Origin of the sequence: Pseudarthrobacter sp. L1SW (assembly GCF_020809045.1) — a bacterium.
Taxonomy (GTDB): Bacteria; Actinomycetota; Actinomycetes; order Actinomycetales; family Micrococcaceae; genus Arthrobacter.
Map to the genome: position 1 here is coordinate 1,121,367 of NZ_CP078079.1, position 25,599 is coordinate 1,146,965.

Genomic DNA, 25,599 nt, shown 5'->3' on the forward strand with positions numbered 1-25,599 from the left:
CTGCTAATCCTTTGCTGGCTGGAGGACGGGGCTGGAGAGGGCGGACCCGGGGACGGCGGCTGCCTGGGCGGGCGCTGGCCGGAGCCGGACGCGGACCGCAGCGCCAGCGCACAGAATGACAGCCAGGCCGCCGAGGACCGTGGACCAGGTGAGGGCCTCTCCCAGCAGGAGCGCGGCCCAGCAGATGGTGAGCACGGGCTGGATGAGCTGGACCTGGCTGACCCGGGCTATGGGGCCGATGGCCAGTCCTCGGTACCACGCGAAGAAGCCCAGGAACATGCTCACAACGCCCAGGTAGGCGAACGCCGCCCACTGCGCCGGGGTGGCCACCGGAGGCTGCTGGGTTACGGAAACCGCTGCCAGGAAAACCATCAGCGGCGCTGCCATAACCAGCGCCCAGGAGACGGTCTGCCACGCGCCGAGCTCGCGGGCCAGCAGGCCGCCCTCTGCGTAACCTATGGCGGCGGCCGCCACTGACCCAAGGAGCAGCAGGTCCGCCGCATGCAGCTGCCCGAATCCTCCCGACTGCACGGCCGCGAAGCCAATCGCCGCCACCGCACCCGCGCTTGTGGCCAGCCAGAAGGCGCGCTGCGGCCGTTCCCGTCCGCGCAGTACCGCGGCTGTGGCTGTTGCGGCCGGAAGCAGGGCGATGACCACGGCACCATGGCTGGCGGGGGTGCTGGTGAGGGCAAAGGACGTTAGCAGCGGAAAGCCAATGACGACGCCGGCCGCCACCACTGCCAGGCGCAGCCACTGCGTCCCTCGGGGGAGCGGTTGCCTGCTGAGCGCCAGGGCGGACGCCGCCAGAATTGCCGCCAGGACAGCCCTGCCGGAACCGATGAACAGCGGGGACAGGCCTGCCACGGCAATCTTGGTAAAGGGGACGGTCAACGAAAACGCTGCCACGCCAACCAGGCCGAGCCAAAGTCCGGACGGTTGCGGCCGCAGTATCGGTGTGCGCACAGAAGGAGTAGCGCTACTATTGTCTCTCATGAACAACGATAGCAGTTCGCGCATAGTGGCGCATCTGAAATCCTGGCTGTCCGCAGCCGCCCCTGGAGCGAAACTGCCCTCCACACGTACCCTGGTGGCCGAATACCAGGCCAGCCCGGTCACTGTCCAGAAGGCCCTGCAGGCCCTCACGGCCCAAGGCCTGATTGAGAGCCGCCCGGGCGTGGGGACGTTCGTGCGGGCAGCCCGGATGGCGCGCCCGTCCGACTACGGCTGGCAGACGGCGGCACTCCGCTCGCCGCTGGCGGCACTGCCGCCGGCCTCGTCCACCATGCGGGACGTGCCGCTCGGCGCCATCACCTTCCATTCCGGCTACCCTGCCCGCGAGCTGCTGCCCGAGCGGCTGGTGCGGGCAGCCCTTACCCGCGCCGCCCGCGGCGACGCGGCCCTGTCCAGGCCGCCCGCGGCCGGCCTGCCGGAACTGCAATCGTGGTTCGCCCACGAGCTCGCCGCGTCGACGCCGGCCGGAATATCACCGCCGAACCCGAGCGACGTCGTCGTACTCCCCGGCAGCCAGAGCGGGCTGAGCTCCATTTTCAGTGCGCTGGTGGGGAGGGGGCAGCCGTTGCTGATGGAGTCGCCCTCCTACTGGGGCGCCATCCTCGCGGCTGCACAGGCGGGCGTCCGTGTGATCCCGGTGCCCAGTGGTCCCGGAGGGCCGGGTGCCGGGGAGCTTGCCCGCGCCTTTGACGAGTCGGGAGCCCGGGTCTTCTACGCGCAACCCAACTATGCAAACCCAACCGGCGCGCAATGGAGTCCGGAACGCCGCGACGAGGTCCTGGACGTGCTCCGGGCGAAGGGCGCGTTCCTGGTGGAGGACGACTGGGCACATGACTTTGGCATCACCTCCACCCCCGTGCCCGTGGCTTCCCGCGACGATTCCGGGCACGTCATCTACCTGCGCTCGCTGACAAAGAGTGTGTCCACGGCCATCCGGGTGGCAGCCCTCATTGCCCGCGGGCCGGCGCGGGAACGCATCCTTGCGGACCGGGCCGCCGAATCGATGTACGTCAGCGGGCTGCTGCAGGCAGCAGCGCTCGACGTCGTCACGCAGCCAGGGTGGCAGACGCACCTGCGCAGCCTCCGCCACCAGCTTGAATCCCGGAGGGACCTGCTGGTCACCAGCGTGCGTGAGCATGTCCCGCAGGCACACATCGGGCAGGTGCCGAAGGGCGGGCTCAACCTGTGGCTGCGGCTTCCTGACGGGACGGACCTGGCGCGCCTGACACGGGACTGCGAGGCCGACGGCGTCATCATCGCCCCGGGGGACGAGTGGTTTCCGGCTGAACCCGCGGGTCCTTTCATCCGGCTCAACTACTCGGGGACAAATCCGGGCGCCTTCCCTGAAGGCGCCCGGATCATCGGACAGACGCTGGAGCGGAACCTGGGCTAGCAGTCAGCCGGCCAGTGCCGCGCAGACGTCGGTCACTGTGCCGCTGCCGGAGAACATGTCCCCGACTTCCCGTCCCTTGGAGTCAAGGGTCCAGCTGACGTTGCCGGTGGTGAAGAAGACCCCCACAGGATGTCCATTCGCCCGTGGAACGGTGATGAGGTTCGGTCCGGTCGCGGTGACGAACTGGCCGCCACCATCCAGGTATTGGATGTGGGTTACGCCGGCTGCGCCGGTATAGGAGACGGATTCTCCTGATTTGTTTGTGACGGTGACGCTCAAGCCGGGCCAGATCATTTTTTCGCGGTCGCCGGGCAGCCCGATGACTCCGATCTTGCCTTCGGCGCTGAGCACCACCTTGAAGCCCGGGCAGGAGAGTGTGAACGTGCCTTCTATCGGGCCGGGGACGGCCGCGCCAACGGCGGCGGATGCCGGGGCGAGGAGCGCTGCCGCGGCAAGGGCGGCCGGGGCAAACGTGCGCGTCATGGTGGTTTTCATTGGATCTTCCTTTCAGGAGTACCGCATTGGGCAACTAAAGACTGGCTCCGGGGACTTAACGGGTCCTTAATCGGTCGTAAGACTCTGGACCCGCCGCGTGCACGGGAGCATGATGGGGTTGATGCCGCCCCACAGGGCGCATTGAATGGCAGGGCGGGGGCTTGGGGGTCGCTGGTCGAGCGAGTTCCACAGCATCGGGCGTTGCCCGCTTCTGTGGAAGGTCAGTGAGGGGTGCTCGCCGATGAGCGCACTGTGGATCAGGGTCCTGGGTCCCTTGCAAGTGATCGCTGACGGCGCCCAGGTTCCAGTCAGCAGCCGCAACCTGCGTATTGTCCTCGAATGCCTGGCGCTCCGGGCGAACTCGGTGGTCGCAGCCGACTTCCTGGCTGAAGTTATCTGGGACAGCCACCCGCCTGCGCACCCGGGCCCGCAGTTGCAGGTTTACGTTGCAAATCTGAGGAACCTGCTCGAGCCCAACCGTCCAAAGGGCGTTGCCTCGCACCGCCTGGCGAGCAAGCCGGGCGGCTACCTTCTGGCTGCTGCCGACGACGAACTCGACCTGCTGCAGTTCCGCGCCCACGTTGCCGCAGGCGAACGTGCGGTAGAAGCCGGTGAACTTGCCAGCGGGGCAGTCCGCCTGCGCCAGGCCCTGGATTTGTTCGTGCGACCCGCTTTCCCGGACCTTGCCGACGTTGAGTTGCTGGACCCGGACCTCGAAGAGTTGGAGGAAGCCCGGCTGGGTACATACCAGGACCTCTTCGACGTCGAGCTTGCACTAGGCCACCACGCCACCTTGGTGCCCGAGCTGCAGCGGCTGGTATCGCAGCATCCCTTCCGGGAACGCTTGTGGGCGTCCCTGGTGCTCGCCCTGTACCGCTCCGACCGGCAGGCGGACGCCCTCGCCGCCTGCCGGACGGCCCGGAAAACCTTTGCTGCCGAGCTGGGCATTGATCCCGGGGTGCGCCTGCGGGAGCTCGAAGCCCGGGTGCTCCGGCAGGATCCTTCCCTTGCCCCGCCCACCGCTGACAGGCACCAGCGAACAAGGCCGCGGCTCAACAACCTGCCTGCCGCACTCACGCCTTTGGTGGGCCGCGACGCTGAACTGGGGGAGGTCTGCTCGCTTTACCGTTCGGAGGAATGCCGGCTTGTCACGGTCACGGGGGCCGGCGGGGCGGGGAAGACCCGCCTTGCCATGGCTGCGGCCGCCCGCCTGGGGGAACGCATGCCCGACGGCGCGGGCTGGGTGAGTCTGTCCCCGCTCACCCAGGTTGAGCAGGTTCCGGGTGCCATCACGGCGGCACTCGGACTGGAAGCACCAGCAGGCGAAGACCCCTTGAAGATTGCGTCCCAGTTCCTGCAGGCCCGACGCCTGCTCCTGGTCCTGGACAACTTCGAGCACCTGGAAAACGCCTGGCCCGTGGTGCTGGACCTGCTCACCGCAGCCCCTGAACTGCGGATCCTTACCACCAGCCGGAGGCGGCTGGGGTTACGCCCCGAGCACGAGTTTGAGCTTGCGCCGCTTGAACTGCCGCCCCTCGACCCGCCCCTGCCCCCGCAACAGTTGCGGGAGGTGCCCGCAATGAAGCTCCTCCTGAGCCGTGGCACGGCCGTCCGCCCGCACTTCACTGTGGACCCTGGAAACGCAGCGGTGTTAACACGGCTGTGCCACCGCCTGGACGGCCTGCCCTTGGCCATCGAACTGGCAGCCGCCCAACTGCGCCACGTCAGCGAGCACGATCTCCTCGCTGACCTGGAGGTCAGCCTGGCTGCGCTGCGTTCGAACTTCAGGGACCTTCCGGACCGGCAGCGTACCCTCACGGCCACGATGGAATGGAGTTACCGACTACTTGCGGATCGTGAACGCGTGCTCTTGTGCCAGCTCGGTGTTTTCGCCAACGATCCCACAGTGGCAGCGATCGACGCTGTGCGCGGCCCGGTCCTCTCCGGCGCGCCTTCCACCGAAGAACTGCTGACCGCGCTCGCGGACCACAGCCTGCTGCGGCGCTACACCGACCAGGCAGGACGGCGGCGTGTGTCCCTCCTGCAGTCCATCCGTGAGTTTGCCCGTGACAGGCTGGCGCTGTTTCCCGAGGAACCGGACGTGCGCCGCCGGCATGCCGGGCACTATGTTGCCCTGGCCGAGGCCGTTAGCCCGCTGCTGTGGGGCCGGGGCCAGGTGGACGCTTTCCGGACGCTGAGGGCTGATGCACTGGATTTGCGCGCAGCACTGCTATGGGCCGCGGAACCTGGCGGCTCCAAGAACACGGCGCTGGGCCTGGTGGGGCAGCTCTGGCATTACTGGGAGCTGACCGGCGACGTTGCGGAACAGTGCGGGATCGCCCTGAAGCTGCTCGACGGCACGCCTAACGCTCCACCGGCGCTGCAGGCTCCTGCCCTCAGCGGAACGGCCACGCTGTGCTGGATGCTCGGCAACACTGACCAGGCGTTTGGGCTCCATCAACGGGCGCTTCAGGCGTTCCGCGACGCCGGCAACGACCAAGGCGTTGCGTGGTCCACAATGTGCCTGTCGGTGCAGGCTCTGCAGCGTGACGACGCCGCCAACGCCCAGCAACTGGCTACAGGGGTCTTGTCCATGCCACCTGCCACCCCGCGCGCAAGGGTTGGCGCATTAATTACCCTGAGCATACTGGCCTTCTACGCCGGCGATCATGCCCGGGCCCTGGAGTTGCGCCACGCGAGCGTTGAGCTTGCCCGCCCCCTCGGCGATCGATGGTTGCTCGGAATAGCCCTGACCAACTTCGCCGAAAGCACCCAGCAGGCCGGCGACTATGGCGCCGCGGAGCGCCTGCTCATCGAAGCAATCACCGCAGCACTTGAGCTCGACGCGCAGGGCCACGTTGCAGCTTTCCTTGAACACCTTGCCGCTGTCTACGTCAGCCAGCACCGCGTCGAGCGGGCTATTAGGCTGCTGGCAGCCACTGACAGCTACCGCGCTGACCGCGGGCTTCCGCTCTACTCCGCTGAACGGCAACACCTCACATCGATCTTCGACAGGGCGCGCAATGAAGCCGGGCCGATCCGCTTCCGCCTGGCCTGGGAAAGCGGAAGAAGCCTCACCCTAAGGCAGGCGTTCAGCGAGGCGGTGCAGGGCGCACATCACACCGAATCGCCGCCGGGCGCTGCCCTAGGCCCAACAGAGCCGTCCACCCCGGAGAGCGTCGTGGACCCTGCCCCGTGGTCCTGAACCGGGGTAGTGCCCCATGATCCTGGCACCGGGTCCGTGCCCAGCCGGTTCAGTCCTTCTTGTCTCCGGTGTGGTGTTCCTCGGCGTGCGCGGCCTTTTCCCGGGCCTCATGCTGGTGCTGCTCAAGTTTCGCTTCGGCATCCCGGCGCCGGTAGCCGATGGACCGGGCCTGTTCAGGGGTGGGATGCCGGTGCTCCCGTTCCCACGCGTGGTCGTTGACGCCGGTACCGGGGACTTCCTCGTCGTCAGGTTTGTTGGTTTCTTCACCCATACTCAAACCCTGTCACAGTCCCGGCGCCGAGAGTAGGCCTACGCCTCGAGCCGCCCGTAGGTGCTGATCACGTTGCCCTTGCTGGTCCGGGACTCGTCCTGCAGCACCAGCCTGGTGGTGGGGTCGCCGTCCTGGAACAGGCGCCGGCCGGTTCCCGCGATCACCGGGTGGGTCATGAGGGTCAGCGAGTCGAGCAGCCCGGCGAACAGCAGCTGCCGGGTCACCGAAATGCTGCCGCACACCGCGATCTCGCCGCCGTCGCGCTCCTTCAACCCCGCCACGAAGTCCTCCAGCGGCGCGTCCATCAGCCGTGAGTTTTGCCATTCCAGCGGCTCCGCCAGCGTCCGGGACGCGACAAACTTCTCCACCGGGTTGATGAAGGCTGCGAAGTCCTCGTCCACCGACGCGTTGGGCCAGTATGCTGCCCACTCCTGGTAGCTCACCCGGCCCAGCACCACCGTGTCCACGGTTTCCATCATCTTTGTCAGGCCCACCCCCAGCTCGTCGTCGAAGCTGTCGAACTGGAACTTGAAGGGATCGGAAACCACCCCGTCCACGGAGTGGAACAGGCCGGCAGTGACTTTGCGCATGGGGACCTCCAGAAGGGCTTTCGAGCGGACACGGAACACGCTAATGCGCCCTCCCGCCGAGCGGAAGATCCCTGCCGGAATGGACGACGGCGGCCGCGCCAGTTACGTTCATCACTCGCCGCGGCGTCTTGCACGGTTTCGCCGATTCCGGGCCCCATACTTGTGGTGAGCGGCCGTTGCCGCGCCCCCGGCCAGGCAGGAGGAAGTGCATGGAAACCCTGAAAAAAATCGTGACCAACCAGTATTTCCCGGCCGGCGCCGTGCTCACGGCCGTCCTTTTGTTCTGGGCCGTGGGACTCCTGGGCGGGCTGTCCCTCCTGAACAACAACCAGCCGCCCCTGACCACGCTCACGTGGATGCTGTTTGTCTACGTGGCAGCGGTGCTCACCCCGCTTGCCGGGGCCGCCGCCGCCGCCGACCTGATCCGGCGCTGGCGCCGCAACCGCTCCGCCGCAGCAGCCCAGGCAACGTACGATGCTCAGGCAGTCCCGGAGGAAGAGCTTCACGAGGAAGAACCGCAAAAAGGCGACGCCCAAAAGGACGAGGCCCAGTCAGCCGCCCCAACCGCACAGGTGGAACCGGCAGTGGCCGCCGAGCAGGCGGACCCTGCCCGCCCATCGCAGCCGTCGCACGCCGCCAAGGCATCCCAGCCGAAGAAAAGCCCAAAGCAGGCGGGCCGCAAGCAGGCCGCCTAGCTGCGTACCGCCGTCGGCCGCCCTACCGTCCTTCCAGCGTATTGAGGGCTTCCTCGGCATTCTGCAGCGCCTGGTCCAGCCGCCGGGCAGGCTGGGGCAGCGAGAACAGGTACCCCTGCAGCGTGTCGCAGTCCAGTGCCGTGAGGTAGTCAGCCTGCGCCGCAGTTTCCACGCCTTCGGCCGTGACCGTCAGTCCCAGGCTGTGGGCCATATTAATCATGGAGCTGAGGATGGGCAGCCGCTCATTGCCCGTGTGCACCATGGACACAAACGTCTTGTCGATTTTCACCGTGTCCACGGGCAGGTCCTGGAGCCTGCCCAGCGAGGAATAGCCGGTGCCGAAATCGTCCAGGGCCACCCTGGCGCCGGCGTCCCGCAAGGTGCTGAGCTGTTTGATGAGGCTGCAGTCGGCGTCGAAGAAGACGCTCTCGGTGACCTCCAGGACCAGCTGGTAGGCGGCCACGCCTTTGTCCTCCGCGAGCCGCAGGACGGTCTGGGCGAAATCCGGGTCCTGCAGCTGGACGCCTGAGACGTTTACGGCGAGGGAGCGTGACGGGTCCTGGCTCAGCCACGGCGCCAGTTCCGCCATGCCGCCCGCCATCACTTCGGCACCGATCTCGTTGATCAGTCCGGTGCGTTCCGCCAGCGGGATAAAGACCGACGGCGGAACCCGGGTGCCGTCCCTGTCCCACCTTGCCAGCGCTTCGAACGTGACCACCTGCCCCATGCGGTGGGAGACGATGGGCTGGAAATCCACCGAGATCTCGCCCCGGGCCACGGCCAGCTGCAGCCCGCCCTCCATGTGGGTCCGCTGCACCAGGGCCGTCATCATATCCGGGTGGAACCGCAGGAAACGGTTCTTGCCGGCTGCTTTCGCGGCGTACATCGCGATATCGGCCTGGCGCAGCAGCTCGGAGGCGCCCACATTGTCCCGGGCCAGCGACGCGAGCCCCAGGCTGAGGCTGGGCCGCAGGACCGTGCCCTGGATGGTGACCGGGACGTGCAGGCACCGGACGATGCATTCGGCAATGGCGTCGGCATCCGGGCAGGCGGTCAGGAGGACAACGAATTCGTCACCGCCGAGCCGCGCCACGACGTCGGCAGTAGGGGCGCAGCCGCGCAGCCTGCGGGCCACTTCGATGAGCATGTCGTCGCCGGCCTGGTGCCCCAGTATGTCATTGACCTCCTTGAAATCGTCCAGGTCCAGGAGCAGGACGTCCACGGCTTTCAGCCTGGGCTCCTCCAAGGATCCGGCCAGGGCGTCGTTGAACACCGCCCGGTTGGCCAGCCCTGTTAGGGGGTCCTGGAATGCCATCGCGCGCAACTTCTCCGCCTGCGCCGCGAGGTCCATCATGGCCTGGTGGGCCTGCTCCTGGGCCTTCCGGCGCGGGGTTACATCCCGGAAGCTCCACACCCTGCCAACCACGTCATTGCCCACCCGCTGCGGCCGCGAATACCGTTCGAAGGTCCGGCCGTCCGCCAGGTCCACAACATCATGGCTCTCCGCGGAGGGGCTGTCCTCCAGCTCACCGAGCCGGGCACTGAAGGCAACCGGATCCGCGATCTGGGACATGACCAGCTCCATCACCGGGTCCTCGCTCTCGCCCTTCATGAGCTCCGGCGGGATGCCCCACATGCTGAGGAACTGGTCGTTGAACCCGGCCACGCGGCCCTCGGAGCTCATCACCAGGATGCCGTCCGCGGTTGACTCCAGCGTGGCGGTCAGCAGGGACATCGCCTCCCGCAGGTCCGCGTCGGCCGCCTGGCGGTGGGAAGTACCCCGGACGGACAGGAGGAGCAGCGGCCCGGCGGGGACGCCGTCGTCGGATCCCGGAACCAGGGAACCGGCTGCTTCGGCGGGGAACTCCGTCCCGTCGCCGCGGAGCCCATAGATTTCGCGCGGGGGAAGATGCTCCCGGGGCCCGGCAAGGAGCGTTGCGAAAAGCTGCTCCACCTCGCCGCGGAAGCCCTCGGCCAGGAGCATCCGGTGGTCCCGCCCGGCCAGGTCCCCGCTGGCGTATCCGAACATCCTCCCCGCGGCGGCGTTGGCCGTTGTAATGGTGCCATCGCCCGCAATAGCCAAGAGAGCGTCCGGGCTGGCGTCCAGGACTGTGCCGAAGATTTGTGCTGCCGGATTTTTGTTGTGGCTCCAGTAATCAGTCATTGCACCACCCCCCTCGCACATCATAAAGCGCAAGATGCTGAATTGGTGGCGGAACAGCAGGAATGGGCTGCGAGCTGTCCCCCGGCCTGCGCGGGGCCCCATCACCCACCTTCCCAAGCAACGCAAAAAGCGCCGCCCCGGTGGAGGGCAGCGCTTTTTTGTTTGAGGGAATATGTGGGGTTGTTACACCCGGCGGCCGCTGCGGTTGGCGACGGCACCGTAAATCAGGAGCACGATGACTGAACCAAGAATTGCCAGCAGCCAGGTGCGGAGATCGAAGAACTCAGCCAGTCCGCCGCCGAAAATCAGCGAGCCGATCCAGCCGCCCAATAGGGCTCCGACAACGCCGAGGACCAGGGTGACCACCCAGCCTCCGCCTTGGCGGCCAGGCAAGATGGCCTTTGCAATGGCTCCGGCGATCAGGCCCAAAATGAGAAATCCGAGAATACCCATGTTGCCACTCCTTAATCAGTAAGTTGTGCCGGGCCCCCATTTCCGGTTCCATAATTCAATCAGCGTGCTTACTGCTCTGCAAGGGTTTGATTGTCACGGGATGACTGTCAGTTTTCCCGCTTGGATAGGATTGGGTGATCCCGCCACCAACCAAGGAGCTCCGGCATGTGCAGCCAGCAGACCGTCCGGCCGCGTGCCGTCTTCCTCGATATCGACGGCACGTACGCGGACCACGGGCTGGCGCCCGACGCGCATGTGGAGGCAGTCCGGACCGCGCGGCGGCTGGGGCACCTCGTCTTCGTGTGCACCGGCAGGCCGCTGGCCATGGTCCCCGCCCACATCCTTGAGGCCGGTTTTGACGGCACCATCACCGGCGCCGGCGCCCGGGTGGAGCTGGACGGCGAGGTCCTCAAGGACACGCGCTTCGACCAGGACCTGGCCGGCCGCATTGTTGACGCCCTGGATGCCCATGACGTGGCCTACATCCTCGAAGCCCCGGAATCCCTTCACGGACGCACGGGCGTGGACCAGCGGCTGAGGGAGGTGCTTGGGCCCATCTTCGCAGGCCGCCCGCAGCATGACGGGGTCCTGGGCACGGACGTGGACCCCCTCGAGGACATCCTGGGACCCATGCAGTACAGCGACGACCTGCGGGGAACGTCCTACGCCAAGATCTCCTGTTTCGATTCGGCAGTGCCGCTCAAGCAGTTGGTGGACCGGCTTGGTCCGCAGGTGGGTCTGATTCCCAGTTCCCTCTCTGCCCTGGGGGACCGTGCCGGGGAGATCTTCATGGCCGGGACCCACAAGGCGGTGGGCATCCAGGTGGTGGAGGAGCATCTGGGCCTTGACCGGGCAGACATCGTGGCCATCGGCGACAGCGCCAACGACATCGAGATGCTGGAGTACGCCGGGGTGGGGATCGCCGTGGAAGGCGGGCACCCTGCCGTGCTGGCTGTTGCCGACCGGTTCACAGCCGGCCCCGCAGGCAACGGTGTGGCCCTCGCCTTCGCCGAGCTGGGCCTGCTGAGCTAAAGCCGGGGGAGGGCGCCCTCCACAGCTTGCACGTCCGAGTGCCCTGTGCCCAGGCCGCGCACCACCCAGCCATGGGCCTGCCATTCCGCCGCGTCCAGCACGTTGCGCGCGTCCAGCACCACCCGCCGTCGTACGGCCGCACCCGCAACGGCGGGGGACAGCCGCCGGTATTCATCCCACTCCGTGAGCAGCAGGACCAGCTCGGCGCCTTCCAGGGCCCTCCCGGTGGCGGCCTCGAACCGCAGGCGCGGGTAGCGCCGCCAGGCGTGGTTCACCGCCTTTGGATCAGTGACCGTGACGTGAGCCCCCGCCGCGGCGAGCCGGTCCGCCACGTCCAGGGCGGGGGAGTCGCGGATGTCGTCTGTGTCGGGTTTGAAGGAGGCGCCCAGCACGGTGATGGAGCGGCCGGCGACGTTGCCGCCGCAGAGTCCGGCGGCCAGGCTGACTGTGCGTTCGCGCTGGCCCAGGTTGACCGAATCCACCAGCCGCATCCAGTCGTCAACCGCGGTCACGCCCAAGACTGCGGCCTGGGTCCGGAAGCTGCGGATGTCCTTGGGCAGGCAGCCGCCGCCAAAGCCCAGCCCGGCGTGCAGGTACCGGCCGCCGATCCGCGGATCCATGCCCATCGCCTCGCTCAACTCCGCCACGTCCGCGCCCGAGGCGTCGCACAATTCGGCGACGGCATTGATGAAGCTGATTTTGGTGGCCAGGTACGCGTTGGCTGCCGACTTGATGAGCTCTGCCGTGGCGAAGTTGCACACCAGCCGGGGAATCCCGGCCCGGAGGAGCGGTTCGTAGACGGCGTCCAGGGCCGCCGTCACCCCGCGCGGCGCGCCGGGGCCTGCATGGAAGGCAACCGCGCGCCCGCCCTCCACCCCGTACACCAGCCGGTCCGGGACGAGCGAGTCCTTCACCGCGGTTCCCTGCCGGAGGAATTCGGGGTTCCAGCCCAGCAGCACGTCGGGCCGGGCGGCCAGCACGCCGCGGAGCATTTCCACGGTGCCCACGGGGACAGTGGATTTGCCGACGACGACGGCGCCCGCCGCCAGGTGCGGCAGCAGGGCTTCCGTGGCGGAGACCAGGAAGGTGAGGTCGGCGGCGTCGGACGTTTTGTCCTGCGGGGTGCCCACGCACAGGAAGTGCACCTGCGCGCCCTTCGCATCGGCGGCTTTGGTGGAGAAGGTGAGCCTGCCGGTATTCCGGCCGTCCTGCAGCAGCTCGTCCAGCCCGGGTTCGTGGAAGGGGGCCGCGCCGCGCGCCAGCTGCTCCACTTTGCCGGGATCGACGTCGATGCCCACCACGGTGTGGCCCATGGACGCGAGGGTGGCCGCATGCACTGCGCCCAGGTAGCCGCAGCCAATCACGGAGATTTTCACAATGCTGCTCCTTCGGTGCTGCCTGAACCCAGGGAAGCCGGGACTCCGGCAATGACGTCTTCGTAGTGGCGCACCAGCCCGGCGCACAGCGCAGGCCAGGTCCTGTCCTGCACTGAGGCATGTGCTGCGGCGGCGAATGCGCGGCGCTTGGCGTCGTCGCCCATCAGGTCGAGCACCTGGCTGCGCATGGCGGACAGGTCGCCGGGTTCGTAGAGCCATCCCGTCCGGGAGTTCTCCACCAGGTCCAGTGGGCCGCCGCGGCCGGTGGCCACCACCGGCACGCCCGATGCCATGGCCTCCTGGATGGTCTGGCAGAAGGTTTCGAACTCACCCGGGTGGACGAAGAGATCGAAGGACGCCACGGCGCGTGCCAGCTCCTCACCGCCCAGGAACCCGGTGAACACCGCGTCCGGGAGGGCTTCCTCCAACGCCGCGCGCTGCGGCCCGTCGCCCACGATCACAAGCCTGGCGTTGGGGACGCCGGCCAGCGCGGCCAGGTCCTCCACCTGCTTCTCCATCGCGAGCCGGCCCACGTAGCCGATGATCCGCCTGCCGCCGGGGGCCACCTCGGCCCGCCAGCCGTCGTCGCGCTTTTCCGGGGAAAACCTGGCGGTATCCACCCCGCGGCGCCACATGCGCACCCTCGGGATGCCGCGGCCGCGCAACTGGTTCAGCGCGAACGTGGAAGGCACCAGGGTGCGGGAGGCGAGCAGGTGGATGTTCTCCACCCGGTTCCACGCCCAGTTTTCCAGGAACGGAACCCCGTACTTCGCGGCGTAGCTGGGAACCTCGGTCTGGTAGATCGCAACGGTGGGAATGCCCAGCTGGTGGGCCGCCTGCACGGCGCGCCAGCCCAGGACGAACGGCGAGGCCAGGTGGACGACGTCCGGTGCGTAGTCGGCAAGGATTCGCTTGACCCGGTACACACCGCCCATCGCCACGCGGACGTTCGTGTACCCGGCCAGCGGAACCGCCGGCAGCCGGTGGATCTCGGCGCCCTTGACGTGGCCCGGCGCTTCGGCGTCCTGCGCTGAGGGAGCGATGACCAGGACGTCGTCGCCCCGGTCCTGGAGATGGTCCAGCACCCTCAGGATGGAATGGGTGACCCCGTTCATCAGTGGCAGGAATGATTCGGCAACAATTGCGATCCTCACCCCTCCACGATGTGCTGGAGGCTTGAAATGGCGGGGGAGAAAGCGTTACCCGGAGGAAAAGGCTGGGTGAACAGGAACCGCCGTATTTTAAAAAAAAATACTAAGTAGGCTTGGCATTTGATGCTAAGCATGCTTACGGTATGGGGGCAGCTAACGCGAAGCCTCAAGCAGCCGGGGCGGAGGCCAGTGCCGGGATCCCCTGGCGCCGGTACATCCATTTTGTTAGCTAAGCCCAGCGCAACGACACATCCAAGGAGACGTCATGCTCAACCGGGAAAACATTGAAAACCTGCTCACCAAGGGCGGCAACGTCATCGGCTCAGATGGCGGGAAGATCGGCTCCATCGGCCAGCTTTACGCGGACGACGACACCGGCGAGCCCACGTGGGTCACGGTCAAGACCGGCCTCTTTGGCACCTCGCAGTCTTTCGTCCCCGTCGAGGGGGCACACAACCAGGGCGACGACCTGGTGGTTCCCTACAGCAAGGAACACGTCAAGGACGCTCCTCGCGTGGACGTTGACGGCCACCTCACCCCTGAGGAAGAGGACCGCCTCTACACGTACTATGACCGCGGCGCCCGGACGTACTCCGAGTCGCGCGATGAAGTGGACCTCCAAGGTGACGCCGACCTGAACGCCGGCACTCCCACGGCAGGCGTTGACCGCGACTTTGACGGCGACCGTGACCGCGGCACCGTGGGCCACGACACCTCCGGCCCCACCACGGATGACGCCATGACCCGTTCCGAGGAACAGCTCCATGTCGGCACGGAGCGGGAAGCCGCCGGCCGGGCCCGGCTGCGGAAGTACGTCACCACGGAAAACGTCACCAAGACCGTCCCCGTGCAGCGTGAAGAGGTCCGCCTTGAACGCGAGCCCATCACGGATGCCAACAGGGGCGCGGCCCTCAACGGTCCGGACATCAGCGAGGAAGAGCACGAGGTGATCCTGCACGAGGAACGCCCCGTGGTGCAGAAGGAAGCAGTCCCCGTGGAGCGGGTCCGCCTGGACAAGGAAGTGGTCCAGGATGACGTGACGGTGAACGAGGAAGTCCGCAAGGAGCACATTGATGCCGACGGCGTGGATCGGGACGCTCGCCGCTAGGCACTCTGCCGTGAGGCACATGCAGTGCAGAGGCTGACGCGCCGCTGAACGGACCGGCGCGGAGGCAGCAGCACAGCGAACGACGCCGGGAGTCCACTTGGGGGCTCCCGGCGTCGTTGTGCATGCGGAACTTCGCAAAAATGCCGGTGCAGCCCCCGCTCGCGGCGGCGACCGCACCGGCCAGTAGGACGAATATCTTCAGAACTTAGGGTTCTTCTCCCATTCGCGGCTCCTGTTTCCCGGGTTACGGATTCCGGGTTATCTCCTGTCGGCCGCCAGGTTCCTCGAGAACAGCCAGCCGGCAACAATCATCACTGCGCCCAGGGCCAGGTGGGTCCAGTTGTCCAGCATGTTCAGCGACAGGAAGTTGGCCGCAGAATCCACGCCGACAATCAGCCCGAAGACGGCAAGGACGACGTACAGTGCGCCCGCTCCCAGGAGAAAGTTCCGTGCTCCATGTTCAGTGCGGGACATTGCCCAGCCGGTTGCGCCGATGGCCAGCTGCACGATGTTGAGCAGCATGGACACCTGGAACAGCCCCAGGAACATGGCATGTGAAGCCGGTCCGAGGAACATCAGTTCGCTGTATTGGGTGGTGACACCCGGGATGAAGCCCAGGATACCCACCAGCATCAAAACAATTCCCACTCCCATGCCAGCGTTTTGGACGTCTGCCCGGCCAAAGTGAACGCCGTGTGCATGTGGGGATGCGGTAGTCATTCTTTCCCTCCAATCCACTCGTTGTGGACAATTAAAATTTTACGGCGGACCACAGCGAAAAGCGCCGCCGCAGGCACTCCTGAAGTTTCCCCTGATCGGGCTGTTGAGCCTGTCGTTGCAGGCCCGGGCGGGCTGGCCGTGACACCATGGGGCACGATGAAACTGCGTGCTGACCAGACCGGAGACCGTGGCCTTCCCATGCCCTTGTGGCTGCAGGGTGCCCTCGAGACGGCACAGGCAGCCATCATTTCAGCGTTGGTTGTGATTGCGCCGATCATTGCCGTCTGGGCCACCGCGGGCTTCCATGACAGTGCCTTCGATGTCCTGGCCCGGCTGGCCGGACAGTCGTGGCTGCTGGTCCACGGGGTGCCGCTGGAACTCACTGCCGCCGGTCCGAATGCCGCGGCGAACGGGAAGTCCGGTGTCCTCTCGCTCATTCCGCTGGGCCTGACCCTGCTGCCGTTCCTGCTGGCATGGCGGGCCGGACGCCGGCTGGCCCGGGCCTCCTACACGGACCAGCTCTGGCAGGCCCTGCTCGGCTCATGGGTTGTCTACGCCGCTTTCGGCACCGCCACGGGCTTTGTCTGCCGCACGCCCGACGTCGTCATCAACCCTTGGCACGCCATGGTCATACCCCTGATTCCCTACGCGCTGGGCATGGTGGTGGGCGCGCGGCGCGAGGCCGGCTCCTGGAGCCGGCTCATCGGCGTCGACGCGGTGGACTGGATCTCCCGCACCAGCCAGCATTCGCGGTGGGCCGGGTCCTATCTCGGCTCCGCCGCGAAGGCCGGGTTCGTCGCCACCGTTTCCGCGCTAGCCCTGGCGGCGGTGTTGCTTGCCGTAGACCTGTTCATTCACTGGAACCTGGTGGTCGCCGTCTATGAAGCGCTCGACGCCGGCGCCGTCGGAGGGGCGGCCCTGACCATCGCGCAGCTGGGGTTCCTGCCCAACCTCGCGGTCTTCGCCCTGGCCTGGACGTCCGGGGCCGGCTTCGCCATGGGCGCCGGCTCCCAAATGGGCCCGCTGGGGACTGCCGTCGGACCGCTGCCGTCCATCCCGGTGCTGGCCGCCATTCCCTCCGGGCCCCTCGACTACGCCTTTGTTGCCCTGATCGTCCCGGTGCTGGCCGGAGTCCTGGCCGGCTGGTGGTTCCTGCGCGAAGGTGAAAACCACTTTGACGAATGGCTGGCCATCAAGATCCACGCGCGCTGGTTCACGGCCACCCTGTCCACCCTGGCGCTCGGAGTGCTGGCTGGGCTGGCTGCGGGGCTGCTGGCCTTTGGGCTGGCCTGGCTGGCCCGCGGATCGGCCGGCATCGGACGCCTGACGGACATCGGGCCGGACCCGTTCTGGACGGGAGTCTGGCTGGCCGCGGAGGTGGGTGCCGGCGTCGTCATCGGTTACGCAGCCGGACCGTGGCTGGAACGTGAGCACGCGGCAAAGGACCAGGAAATGGAGCTGGTTTCCTAGGCTGCCGGCGTTGCCGGCGCGGCTGTTGCCGCCGTTAGGGGATCTGCTGGGGCAGTGAGTCCTGCAGCTGGATCCGGCAGGCGGACTGGGCCTTGTCGGTGAGCGCACGGCCAACACATGCCTGGTATTCGCGCACTTCGTCGAAGAACACTGCCGTGACCAGGATGAGCAGCACCATGATCGCGGAAACCACCAGCCCGGAAATGGTGCCCACCAGGACCAGTTTGGACTCCTTCAGGCGCACCGCCCGCACCAGCAGGACGATTCCCAGGGCGATGCTGGCAGCCGTCAGGACGCCCGTCAGCCACAGGTATGTGACGTCCAGCTGGTAGACGAAGAAGGCGCCCAGCACCGAGACGACGAACATCCGGAACAGGGTGTGGGTCTTGGCGAGCGAGGCTTTGGCCGCCTCGCTGAGCTGCGGTTTGGTCCGCTGCCGCCCAGCCGGTTCCGGTGTGGTGTTCATGTTTTCCAGCCTACGCGAGCCTGCCCATAAGCTAGTGCCATGCGCATCGTAGTCCTCGTTTCCGGTACCGGGTCCAACCTCCAGGCTGTCATCGATGCGGTCAAGGCAGGGGACCTGGACGTGGAAATCGCTGCCGTAGGGGCGGACCGCCCGGGCACGTACGGCGTGGAGCGGTCAGCTGCCGCCGGCATCCCCACGTTTGTGGTGGACTTCAAGGCGTACCCGGACCGGGCGCACTGGAATGCAGCGCTGACGGAGGCCGTGGCAGGGTTTGAGCCGGACGTGGTGGTTTCCTCGGGGTTCATGCGGATTGTCAGCCCGGAGTTCATTGAAGCTTTTGGCGGGAAATACCTGAACACGCACCCCGCCCTGCTTCCGGCTTTCCCCGGCGCCCATGGCGTACGGGACGCGATGGCCTACGGCGTTAAGGTCACTGGCTGCACGGTGCACTGGGCAGACGCCGGCGTGGACACCGGCCCCATCATCGCCCAGGAAGCCGTGGCCATCGAGGACTCGGACACGGAGGAGACCCTGCACGAACGCATCAAGGTGGTGGAGCGCCGGCTTCTCGTCTCCACCCTGGCCTCCCTGGCTGCGGCCCACCCCTCCTGACTCCTCCCCCCCACCCAACTAGGTAGCGCTAAGTGTCGTTTTGAACCCTCAAAACGACACTTAGCGCTACCTAGTTGGGCATGGGCGGGCAGGCCTGTGGATAACCTCTGCTGCATCCCGCCGCGCCTGCCACGATGGGCGGATGAAGGTACCGAGTCAGTTACCCGACCAGTTGGCGTCCCTCCCTTTTACTTTTCAGGAAGCGGTCGACGCCGGAATCAGCCGGCGGCGGCTGCGTCACCATGGTTTGCTGTGGCCAAGCCGGGGCGTCCGGGTGCCGGATGCGGGCGAAATATCACACCTCGCCCCGCGCATCCGCCCCTACACATTGGTCACCGAGTTTGCCGCCGCTTCGCACGCCTCGGCCTTTCTCCTGTGGGAATTTCCCGGCTTCCTCCCGGGCAGCGATGAGCCACTGCTGCACATCTCGCGGCCGGACACTGCTGCCATCATGCGCCGGCCCGGTGTGAAGGGACACCGCGGGCAGTTTTTCGCTGACGAGATCGTGAATCATGCCGGACTGCTGGTCACGTCGCGGGTGAGGACCTGGTTGGACTGCTCCCGCAAGATGGGCATCGAAGAGCTGACCGTGGTTGCAGACCACTTGCTTCGCATTCCGCGGCCCGACTTCGAAGGCAGATCAGAGCCCTATGCAACCCGGGAGGATCTCGAAGACATGCTTGACCGGCACAAGGGGACTCCCGGTATCAGGAAAGCCCGGGTTGCCCTCGACAGGGCACGGGTGGGGTCCGATTCCGCCCCTGAAACCAGGCTGCGGCTGGCACTGGAGGACGCAAACCTGCCCGAACCATTGCTGAACGTTCCTACTGAACTGGGCGCCGGCGTCGTTCGCCAACCTGACCTGAGTTACCCGGAACAGAAGGTGGCGGTGGAGTACGACGGCGAGGGCCATTCCGAGGCGGTTCAGATCGTCCGCGACATCGCCCGGGAAGAGGATTTCGCCCGTGGAGGCTGGCTGCTCGTGAGGATTTCGAAGCGGCACATGGAGAGGGATGCCCGGCCGGCGGTGGCCAAGGTCCGTTCAGCGCTCCTGAGCCGGGGCTGGTACCCCAACAAAGAAACCTAGGTAGCGCTAAGTGTCGTTACGAGGGCTCAAAACGACACTTGGCGCTACCTAGTTGGGAGGGGAAGGGTTGGGAGGGGAGGCAGGGCTATTCGAGGCGGCGCTGTTTGGTTTCGGGGGAGAAGAACGCCATCCACAGCACGGCCAGCAGCACCAGTCCGCCGGCCAGGGCGAAGGACGTGGCCAGGCCGAGCTCGGGCCAGAAGTAGTTCGCGAAAATGAGCGGGCCAAAGCCGGCCCCCAGCCGCGAGAACGTGGACGCCCAGCCGAAGCCGGTGCCGCGCAGCTCCGTCGGGTAGAGCTCTGATACGTAGGCGTAGAGCACCGGGATGGCCACCTGTACCACAAACCCGAACACAAGCAGCCAGAACACCGCGGCCGTGGGGATGTCCACCACGAACGCCACAATTACCAGGGTCAGCGCGGACAGCGGCCCGGTAATGGCAAGGATCCATTTGCGGCCCACGCGCTCCACCAGCAGGGCGGCCACGATGACGCCGAGAAGCCCGACGGCCGCCATGGACGCTGTGGTGACGAATGCCTTGTACTCGGCAAAGCCGGCCCCAATCAGGATCCGGGGCATCCACGTGAGGGACAGGTAGTAGACCAGAAGGATGCTGAAGAACAGTGCCCACGCTGCCGCCGTGATCTTCCAGTTGAACTGCCACACAGAGCGGAGTTGGGTCCAGGCGCTGCCGGCAGACAACCTGGGCACTTCCTGGGCGTCGGGCAGGCTGTAGGCGCGCGGCTCCGCACCGGTGGCGGCCACCAGCCCGTCAATGACCTTGGCGGCTTCCTCCCGCCTGCCCTTGCGGATCAGGAACAGCGGGGACTCCGGGACGCTGCGCCGGACCCAGAACACCAACAGGGCAGGCAGGACCATCACCAGCATGGTCAGCCGCCAGTCGCCGAAAGCGGCTACCAGCCCGGCGGAGACGAAGCCCGCCAGGGCGGCGCCCACTGGCCACCAGCCGTCCATCGCCGTGAGGACGCGGCCGCGCTGCTTCCGCGGCGTGAACTCGCCCACCAGGGCATAGTCCACGGGGATACAGCCGCCCAGGCCGAATCCGGCCATGAACCGGAACGCGCAGAACCAGATGAAGTCGGGGGAGAAGGCGCCCAGGACGGTGAACAAGGAAAAGATCAGCAGCGTGGCCGTGAAGGCTTTCTTGCGTCCGATGGTGTCCGCGATGGTGCCCCAGACGAACGCGCCCAGCGCCATGCCGATCAGGTTGGACGTGCCCACCCAGGCCACCTCGCCAGGCGTCAGCGCCCAGTGCGTGGAAAGCAAGGGAATCAGGATCCCGTTGAGGGTCACATCCCAGGCGTCGAACATAAAGCCGAGGCCGCCGATCAAAAAGATCCTGCCCTGGACTTTCCATCGCCAGGGCAGTTCCTGGACCACCTGTTCGCCGCTTGGCACAGTGGTGTAAGTATTCATCGCAGCCTCCTGGGAAAACTCTAGCCGGGCCCGCCGGCGTTCACACTCCCGCTGACACGCCGGGCAGCCTCCGCTTCGGGATAAACTGGGCCCTATCCCCACCAACCGCGGCATTGTTCCGCGAGATAAGACGGAGACATTTGTGAGCTTCACGCAGCATGAGCGCGTATCCATTGACCGTGTTCCCATCCGCCGGGCGCTGATCTCGGTTTACGACAAGACAGGTCTGGAGGAGCTCGCCCAGGGCCTGCACGCTGCGGGCGTGAAGCTGGTTTCCACCGGTTCCACGGCCAAGAAGATCGCCGCCGCCGGTATCCCCGTGCAGGAGGTCGAGGAAGTCACCGGCTCCCCGGAGATGCTGGACGGCCGCGTCAAGACGCTGCACCCCCGTGTCCACGGCGGCATCCTGGCCGACCGCCGCGTCCCGGCGCACATGGAGACCCTCACCAAGATGGAGATCGAGCCATTCGACCTGGTGGTGGTGAACCTCTACCCGTTCGTGGAGACCGTCAAGTCCGGCGCAGCCCAGGATGACGTCGTCGAACAGATCGACATCGGAGGCCCCGCCATGGTGCGTTCCGCAGCGAAGAACCACGCCGCCGTCGCCATTGTGGTGGACCCTTCCTTCTACGGGCAGGTGGTCACCGCAGCCGCGGAAGGCGGCTTTGATCTGAAGACACGACGGCGGCTGGCTGCCAAGGCGTTCGCCCACACGGCGTCCTACGACAACGCGGTGGCCACCTGGACCGCCAGCCAGTTCCTGGATGAAGACGGCGACGGCGTCATCGACTGGCCCGCCTACGCAGGCCTTTCGCTGGAGCGTTCGGAGGTGCTGCGCTACGGCGAGAACCCGCACCAGCAGGCTGCGCTGTACGTGGACAAGGCGGCGCCGGTGGGCATCGCCCAGGCGGACCAGCTGCACGGCAAGGCCATGAGCTACAACAACTTCGTGGACGCCGACGCCGCACTCCGCGCCGCCTACGACTTCAGCGAGCCGGCCGTGGCGATCATCAAGCACGCCAACCCGTGCGGCGTGGCCGTCGGTTCCGCAGATGCGGCCGACCCCATCGCCGACGCCCACGCCAAGGCCCACGCCTGCGATCCGGTGTCCGCGTTCGGCGGCGTCATCGCGTCCAACCGCACGGTCACTGCCGGCATGGCGAACACGGTCAAGGACATCTTCACCGAGGTGGTCATCGCCCCGGGCTTCGAGCCGGAGGCCGTGGAGATCCTGTCCAAGAAGAAGAACATTCGCCTGCTCGCCCTGCCTGAGGGCTACGGCCGCTACCCCACGGAGTTCCGCCAGGTGTCCGGCGGCATGCTGGTGCAGGTGGCGGACAAGGTCGATGCCGACGGCGACAACCCCGCCAACTGGACGCTCGCTGCCGGTGAGGCTGCGGACGAGAAGACGCTCGCGGACCTCGCCTTCGCCTGGACCGCCTGCCGCGCCGCCAAGTCCAACGCGATCCTCCTCGCCCAGGACGGCGCCGCCGTGGGCATCGGCATGGGCCAGGTCAACCGACTGGATTCCTGCCGCCTGGCAGTGGAGCGGGCCAACACGCTGGGCGTATCTGTGGACTCGGATGTTGATGGTGCCGGCGGCGCCTCGAACGCCGACGCAACAGGCGCCCCCGAGCGTGCCCGCGGCGCAGTGGCTGCTTCCGACGCCTTCTTCCCGTTTGCCGACGGCCTGCAGATCCTGATCGACGCCGGCGTGCGCGCCGTGGTCCAGCCCGGCGGTTCCGTCCGGGACGAGGAAGTCATCGCAGCAGCCAACGCCGCAGGAATCACCATGTACTTCACCGGAGCCCGCCACTTCTTCCACTAGGGTTCGATGATGGATTAACGACGACGGCGCCCGCCCCCGCGAAGGGCGGTTTCTAGGGGTCGTTGCAACACCTGCTGGTTAGGTGGTTAGTAGTAAATCACGTAAACGCTCGGCTGGGGTCTTCCAGCCGAGCGTTTTGCGTGGGCGGCCGTTGAGTTCCTGGGCGACGTGTTCGAGGTCTTCAGTGCCGTAGGCGGACAGGTCGGTGCCTTTAGGGAAGTACTGGCGCAGTAGCCCGTTGGTGTTTTCATTCGAGCCGCGTTGCCAGGGGCTGGCGGGGTCGCAGAAGTAGACGGGCATGTCGGTGGCCATGGTGAAGGATCGGTGTCCGGCCATTTCGGCGCCTTGGTCCCAGGTCAGTGAGCCGCGCAGGTGCGCTGGAAGGGAACTGATGGTCCGGACGAGGCCGTCACGGACGGTTTCGGCGGTGTGGTCATTTGGCAGGTGGACGAGCATCACGTACCGGGTGGTGCGTTCGACCAGGGTTGCGATGGCGGACTGGTTTAGTGTGCCGGTGATCAGGTCGCCTTCCCAGTGGCCGGGTACGGCGCGGTCCTCGACCTCGGGCGGTCGTTCGGAGATCATGACCATGGGGTCGGCGAAGCGGGAGATGCGCTGTTCGCCGGTGTTATGGGGTTTGCGGCGGGTCCGGCCGGTGCGCAGGGCCGCCTGAATTTCGCGTTTGAGCCCCCCTCTGGCCTGGACGTAGAGGGCTTGATAGATCGTCTCTGGGCACACACGCATCTCCGGCAGTTCGGGGAAATCTTCGACCAGCGTGTGGCTGATCTGCTCTGGAGACCAGCGTAGGAGCAGTTTCTCCTTCACGTAGTTGCTCAGATCCGATTCACCAGCGAGTTTCCCGGTTTTGGGCCGGGCGCGGCGTGAGGCAGCTTGACGTTGCGCCGCATACGGCTGGTAGCCAACACCCGGGTGGCCGTTACGGGCGATTTCCCGGCTAACGGTCGACGGCGATCGCTGCAACACTGCCGCGATTGTACGCAGCGAGGCCCCAGCGGCGTTCAGGTCCCGGATGGTCTCGCGTTCTTGCAGCGACAGAAACCTCGGGTCAATGGCCCGTTCAAGCACCGAGATCGATACCGACCGGGTCTGCTGCCTTTTGCCGGGGACGGCAGGAAGTGTTGAAGAATCCACATCATGGTTGTAGTGCATTCTCTGTCCACCTGGATAAATGCGTCGACCGCCAGATTTCCTCACCCCAAGCTCCCACTCCCGTGCACTGCTGCGGGGAACGCCCAGGGCCTTGACCGCATCGCGCCGGCTCAGTCCTTGGTCCCGTAAGCGCAGGTACTCCACTCGCCTGCGATGACTCACCGGCCGGCTGGAAATGCCCGCCTCGCGGGCCCAGCGGAACGCAGTGTTTACATTCAGGCTGATCTCAGCTGCGGCAACAGTCACGCTCCCTTCCCGCTCGAGAACGGACAAGAACTCACGTTTCTGTTCGGATGTGTATTTGGTTCTGGCTGCCTGGCGGGTTGATGCGGTGTTCCCGGAAGTGAGGCCAGCCCTGCGGAGCCACTGATAGCAGCTGTTCCGGTTCAAACCCAGTTCTGCCGCGGCTGATGTCGCACTTCCGAGTCGGTCAAAAACCTGGAAGAACTCTTCCCTCTGCTGAACAGTCGATCTCGCGTACTTCCGGGACTCCGCTGGAACATCGCTTAAATACGGCACGGTCGTTGCAACTCCCAAAATCTATGGGTGTTGCAACGACCGCTAAAACTCAAGAAGGGGACGGGCGCCGTCGTTGTTCTGCTGGCTTAGTCCTGGTCGGCTGGAGGCGGCCCGGGTTCCGGAAGCCGCAGCTCCCGGGGCCTGGCTTCCGCCATCCGGTGCTCTGTCCAGTACTCGAGGATCTCCTGGTGCGTCTGGTCCAGGTCCGCGTGGCTGACGGAATCGGGGCCGGGAATGTCCTTAGGACGTTGAGGCACTGGCGTAAGCCTTCTGGATGACGGCTCCCCAGTAGGGGCCGTACATCACGGCTGAGCGGCTGTAGCCGTAGCTGTTGACGGAGTTCTGGACGCCGGAAGACGAGGTGCCGATGAACCACGGGCCGCCGGAGGAACCGCCGGTCATGTCGCAAGGGATGCCCTGGGTTCCAAACTGCGGGTTGAAGGGGTCCTTGCTGGCTGTGCCGGTGCAGCTCTTGAGCGTCTCGCCGTTAAAGGGCGCTGCCGCAGGGTAGCCGAAGGACTTGTAAGTGAGGCCGTACGCTTGGTTGAAGGCAACGCCGGACCCGCCCACCACTGCAGTGAGGGTCTGGCCGTTCAACGGGTTCATGACGGCGAAGCCGGTGTCGTAGGCCATGTCACCGTTCTTGCTCCACGCGGTGGGGGAGTAGAGGGCCTTGGCCGTCCACTTGCCGTAGGGGGCAGCGCCGTTCTGGTAGGCCGGGACGAAGACGAAGTTGGTGGCGTTCGCGCCGGGACCCTCGTTCACGCAATGGCCTGCCGTGGAGACGGTGCTCTTGTTGGGCGAGGACACGGCGTTGCCGGAGCAGACGTAGTTTGCGCCGCCCATGGTGAAGAACACCTTGCCAATGTGGCTCACCGGGGTTTCGCTTTGGGCGATCGTGGCCCTGCCCTTGGTGGCTTTGACCTTGGTGTCGTTGCCCTTTTCCACCGTGGCGTCACTCGAGCGGTTGCCCCGTTCAAGTGCTTTGCCGGCGAGGACGTCGCCAGGAATTGCGCTGCGCATCCGGTCAGCCGTCCAGTAATCGGCCACGCCGGTAGTCTCAAGGATCGCACTGGTCACGGAGGGATTCTTGTCATCCTCGGTCGCAGTCGGTGCAGCGGTGGCCCCGCCGGCGGAGGTAAGTGCCAGAACGGCAGCGGCCGAGAGGCTCAGGATGCCGGAAGCCAGAGACCTGGTGCGTGTCATTGTTGTCCTGTCTGAACGGGGAAATGGCCCCCGGAGGGCCTTGACTGACCTTGCGAATTTATCGTCATATGACAGGTATGTAAATAGGAGTGACGTATCATGTACGGCCGTCGGCGTCAGCCGCGGGATGAAAAGCGCG

23 protein-coding genes are annotated in these 25,599 nt (G+C 66.4%); 9 read left to right on the forward strand and 14 right to left on the reverse strand.

All coding sequences use genetic code 11. The features are described 5' to 3' along the window. Positions 1-3 precede the first annotated feature (3 nt). Positions 4-993, reverse strand: a complete 990-nt coding sequence (locus KTR40_RS05250; RefSeq protein ID WP_370633171.1) for a DMT family transporter — start codon at positions 991-993, stop codon at positions 4-6. On the opposite strand from KTR40_RS05250, the gene KTR40_RS05255 reads away from it, so the two are divergent. After that, the gene (locus KTR40_RS05255; protein WP_228405512.1) at positions 992-2,404 is read left to right on the forward strand and encodes a PLP-dependent aminotransferase family protein; all 1,413 of its coding nucleotides are present in this window, start codon (positions 992-994) and stop codon (positions 2,402-2,404) included. The two genes, KTR40_RS05250 and KTR40_RS05255, sit on opposite strands and share 2 nt — an antisense overlap. A 3-nt stretch (positions 2,405-2,407) precedes the next feature. On the opposite strand, the gene KTR40_RS05260 is transcribed toward KTR40_RS05255, so the two are convergent. Further along, on the reverse strand, positions 2,408-2,899 hold the full coding sequence (locus KTR40_RS05260; RefSeq protein ID WP_228405513.1) for a hypothetical protein: 492 nt from the start codon (positions 2,897-2,899) through the stop codon (positions 2,408-2,410). A gap of 241 nt (positions 2,900-3,140) precedes the next feature. On the opposite strand from KTR40_RS05260, the gene KTR40_RS05265 reads away from it, so the two are divergent. Further along, positions 3,141-6,104 (forward strand): BTAD domain-containing putative transcriptional regulator, encoded by a 2,964-nt coding sequence (locus KTR40_RS05265; protein ID WP_228405514.1) that lies wholly within the window; start codon positions 3,141-3,143, stop codon positions 6,102-6,104. Between the two features lie 49 nt (positions 6,105-6,153). Here the strand turns inward: KTR40_RS05265 and KTR40_RS05270 are convergent, their stop codons facing one another. Further along, positions 6,154-6,375, reverse strand: coding sequence for a hypothetical protein (locus KTR40_RS05270; protein WP_139028423.1), 222 nt, complete (start codon positions 6,373-6,375; stop codon positions 6,154-6,156). A gap of 38 nt (positions 6,376-6,413) precedes the next feature. Then, positions 6,414-6,965 carry a dihydrofolate reductase family protein gene (locus KTR40_RS05275; RefSeq protein WP_228405515.1) on the reverse strand — a complete coding sequence of 184 codons (552 nt, stop codon included), beginning with the start codon at positions 6,963-6,965 and terminating at the stop codon, positions 6,414-6,416. A 209-nt stretch (positions 6,966-7,174) separates the two neighbouring features. On the opposite strand from KTR40_RS05275, the gene KTR40_RS05280 reads away from it, so the two are divergent. Continuing rightward, positions 7,175-7,660 (forward strand): hypothetical protein, encoded by a 486-nt coding sequence (locus KTR40_RS05280; protein ID WP_228405516.1) that lies wholly within the window; start codon positions 7,175-7,177, stop codon positions 7,658-7,660. Positions 7,661-7,682: 22 nt separating this feature from the next. Here the strand turns inward: KTR40_RS05280 and KTR40_RS05285 are convergent, their stop codons facing one another. Beyond that, entirely contained in the window at positions 7,683-9,824 is a 2,142-nt protein-coding gene (locus KTR40_RS05285) for a bifunctional diguanylate cyclase/phosphodiesterase (protein ID WP_228405517.1), read from the reverse strand. A 183-nt stretch (positions 9,825-10,007) separates the two neighbouring features. Next, positions 10,008-10,277, reverse strand: coding sequence for a GlsB/YeaQ/YmgE family stress response membrane protein (locus tag KTR40_RS05290; protein WP_139028427.1), 270 nt, complete (start codon positions 10,275-10,277; stop codon positions 10,008-10,010). Positions 10,278-10,442: 165 nt separating this feature from the next. Between KTR40_RS05290 and KTR40_RS05295 the strand changes: the two genes are divergently transcribed. Next, complete coding sequence (locus KTR40_RS05295; protein ID WP_139028428.1) at positions 10,443-11,309, forward strand: HAD family hydrolase; 867 nt, start codon at positions 10,443-10,445, stop codon at positions 11,307-11,309. Here KTR40_RS05295 and KTR40_RS05300 read toward each other — a convergent pair. Beyond that, positions 11,306-12,685, reverse strand: coding sequence for a UDP-glucose/GDP-mannose dehydrogenase family protein (locus KTR40_RS05300; RefSeq protein WP_228405518.1), 1,380 nt, complete (start codon positions 12,683-12,685; stop codon positions 11,306-11,308). The two genes, KTR40_RS05295 and KTR40_RS05300, sit on opposite strands and share 4 nt — an antisense overlap. Further along, entirely contained in the window at positions 12,682-13,839 is a 1,158-nt protein-coding gene (locus KTR40_RS05305) for a glycosyltransferase family 1 protein (protein ID WP_228405519.1), read from the reverse strand. Before KTR40_RS05305 ends, KTR40_RS05300 begins: the two co-directional genes overlap by 4 nt. A 262-nt stretch (positions 13,840-14,101) precedes the next feature. On the opposite strand from KTR40_RS05305, the gene KTR40_RS05310 reads away from it, so the two are divergent. Continuing rightward, positions 14,102-14,944 carry a YsnF/AvaK domain-containing protein gene (locus KTR40_RS05310; RefSeq protein ID WP_139028430.1) on the forward strand — a complete coding sequence of 281 codons (843 nt, stop codon included), beginning with the start codon at positions 14,102-14,104 and terminating at the stop codon, positions 14,942-14,944. A 258-nt stretch (positions 14,945-15,202) separates the two neighbouring features. On the opposite strand, the gene KTR40_RS05315 is transcribed toward KTR40_RS05310, so the two are convergent. Beyond that, entirely contained in the window at positions 15,203-15,664 is a 462-nt protein-coding gene (locus tag KTR40_RS05315) for a DUF4383 domain-containing protein (protein WP_139028431.1), read from the reverse strand. Positions 15,665-15,820: 156 nt separating this feature from the next. Here KTR40_RS05315 and KTR40_RS05320 point away from each other — a divergent pair, with 156 nt between their 5' ends. After that, positions 15,821-17,134, forward strand: coding sequence for a DUF6350 family protein (locus KTR40_RS05320; RefSeq protein WP_228405520.1), 1,314 nt, complete (start codon positions 15,821-15,823; stop codon positions 17,132-17,134). A gap of 34 nt (positions 17,135-17,168) precedes the next feature. On the opposite strand, the gene KTR40_RS05325 is transcribed toward KTR40_RS05320, so the two are convergent. After that, on the reverse strand, positions 17,169-17,600 hold the full coding sequence (locus KTR40_RS05325) for a hypothetical protein (protein WP_139028433.1): 432 nt from the start codon (positions 17,598-17,600) through the stop codon (positions 17,169-17,171). A 39-nt stretch (positions 17,601-17,639) separates the two neighbouring features. Between KTR40_RS05325 and purN the strand changes: the two genes are divergently transcribed. Together purN and KTR40_RS05335 are read left to right on the forward strand one after the other, a co-directional pair. Continuing rightward, the gene (gene purN / locus KTR40_RS05330) at positions 17,640-18,212 is read left to right on the forward strand and encodes a phosphoribosylglycinamide formyltransferase (RefSeq protein WP_139028434.1); all 573 of its coding nucleotides are present in this window, start codon (positions 17,640-17,642) and stop codon (positions 18,210-18,212) included. Between the two features lie 142 nt (positions 18,213-18,354). Then, a complete protein-coding gene (locus KTR40_RS05335; RefSeq protein WP_228405521.1) occupies positions 18,355-19,299 on the forward strand; it encodes an endonuclease domain-containing protein in 945 nt (314 codons plus the stop codon). Between the two features lie 85 nt (positions 19,300-19,384). On the opposite strand, the gene KTR40_RS05340 is transcribed toward KTR40_RS05335, so the two are convergent. Next, positions 19,385-20,737, reverse strand: coding sequence for an MFS transporter (locus tag KTR40_RS05340; RefSeq protein ID WP_139028436.1), 1,353 nt, complete (start codon positions 20,735-20,737; stop codon positions 19,385-19,387). A 142-nt stretch (positions 20,738-20,879) separates the two neighbouring features. On the opposite strand from KTR40_RS05340, the gene purH reads away from it, so the two are divergent. Beyond that, positions 20,880-22,565 (forward strand): bifunctional phosphoribosylaminoimidazolecarboxamide formyltransferase/IMP cyclohydrolase, encoded by a 1,686-nt coding sequence (gene purH / locus KTR40_RS05345; protein ID WP_228405522.1) that lies wholly within the window; start codon positions 20,880-20,882, stop codon positions 22,563-22,565. A gap of 78 nt (positions 22,566-22,643) precedes the next feature. On the opposite strand, the gene KTR40_RS05350 is transcribed toward purH, so the two are convergent. From KTR40_RS05350 to KTR40_RS05360, 3 genes are all read right to left on the reverse strand, one after another. Continuing rightward, entirely contained in the window at positions 22,644-23,849 is a 1,206-nt protein-coding gene (locus KTR40_RS05350; protein WP_228406035.1) for an IS30 family transposase, read from the reverse strand. A 491-nt stretch (positions 23,850-24,340) separates the two neighbouring features. After that, entirely contained in the window at positions 24,341-24,511 is a 171-nt protein-coding gene (locus KTR40_RS05355) for a hypothetical protein (protein WP_228405523.1), read from the reverse strand. Beyond that, the gene (locus tag KTR40_RS05360) at positions 24,495-25,460 is read right to left on the reverse strand and encodes a serine protease (protein WP_228405524.1); all 966 of its coding nucleotides are present in this window, start codon (positions 25,458-25,460) and stop codon (positions 24,495-24,497) included. The genes KTR40_RS05355 and KTR40_RS05360 overlap by 17 nt, the downstream gene beginning before the upstream one ends. Positions 25,461-25,599: the final 139 nt, after the last annotated feature.

Bases quoted from the DNA above. Each gene is read 5' to 3' on its own strand.
- KTR40_RS05260 (WP_228405513.1), bottom strand. From the start codon at position 2,899: ATGAAAACCACCATGACGCGCACGTTTGCCCCGGCCGCCCTTGCCGCG.
- purN (WP_139028434.1), top strand. From the start codon at position 17,640: ATGCGCATCGTAGTCCTCGTTTCCGGTACCGGGTCCAACCTCCAGGCT.
- KTR40_RS05290 (WP_139028427.1), bottom strand. From the start codon at position 10,277: ATGGGTATTCTCGGATTTCTCATTTTGGGCCTGATCGCCGGAGCCATT.
- KTR40_RS05340 (WP_139028436.1), bottom strand. From the start codon at position 20,737: ATGAATACTTACACCACTGTGCCAAGCGGCGAACAGGTGGTCCAGGAA.
- KTR40_RS05295 (WP_139028428.1), top strand. From the start codon at position 10,443: ATGTGCAGCCAGCAGACCGTCCGGCCGCGTGCCGTCTTCCTCGATATC.
- KTR40_RS05320 (WP_228405520.1), top strand. From the start codon at position 15,821: ATGAAACTGCGTGCTGACCAGACCGGAGACCGTGGCCTTCCCATGCCC.
- KTR40_RS05255 (WP_228405512.1), top strand. From the start codon at position 992: ATGAACAACGATAGCAGTTCGCGCATAGTGGCGCATCTGAAATCCTGG.
- KTR40_RS05315 (WP_139028431.1), bottom strand. From the start codon at position 15,664: ATGACTACCGCATCCCCACATGCACACGGCGTTCACTTTGGCCGGGCA.
- KTR40_RS05275 (WP_228405515.1), bottom strand. From the start codon at position 6,965: ATGCGCAAAGTCACTGCCGGCCTGTTCCACTCCGTGGACGGGGTGGTT.
- KTR40_RS05285 (WP_228405517.1), bottom strand. From the start codon at position 9,824: ATGACTGATTACTGGAGCCACAACAAAAATCCGGCAGCACAAATCTTC.
- KTR40_RS05270 (WP_139028423.1), bottom strand. From the start codon at position 6,375: ATGGGTGAAGAAACCAACAAACCTGACGACGAGGAAGTCCCCGGTACC.
- KTR40_RS05250 (WP_370633171.1), bottom strand. From the start codon at position 993: ATGAGAGACAATAGTAGCGCTACTCCTTCTGTGCGCACACCGATACTG.
- KTR40_RS05310 (WP_139028430.1), top strand. From the start codon at position 14,102: ATGCTCAACCGGGAAAACATTGAAAACCTGCTCACCAAGGGCGGCAAC.
- KTR40_RS05325 (WP_139028433.1), bottom strand. From the start codon at position 17,600: ATGAACACCACACCGGAACCGGCTGGGCGGCAGCGGACCAAACCGCAG.
- KTR40_RS05360 (WP_228405524.1), bottom strand. From the start codon at position 25,460: ATGACACGCACCAGGTCTCTGGCTTCCGGCATCCTGAGCCTCTCGGCC.
- KTR40_RS05335 (WP_228405521.1), top strand. From the start codon at position 18,355: ATGAAGGTACCGAGTCAGTTACCCGACCAGTTGGCGTCCCTCCCTTTT.
- KTR40_RS05265 (WP_228405514.1), top strand. From the start codon at position 3,141: ATGAGCGCACTGTGGATCAGGGTCCTGGGTCCCTTGCAAGTGATCGCT.
- KTR40_RS05280 (WP_228405516.1), top strand. From the start codon at position 7,175: ATGGAAACCCTGAAAAAAATCGTGACCAACCAGTATTTCCCGGCCGGC.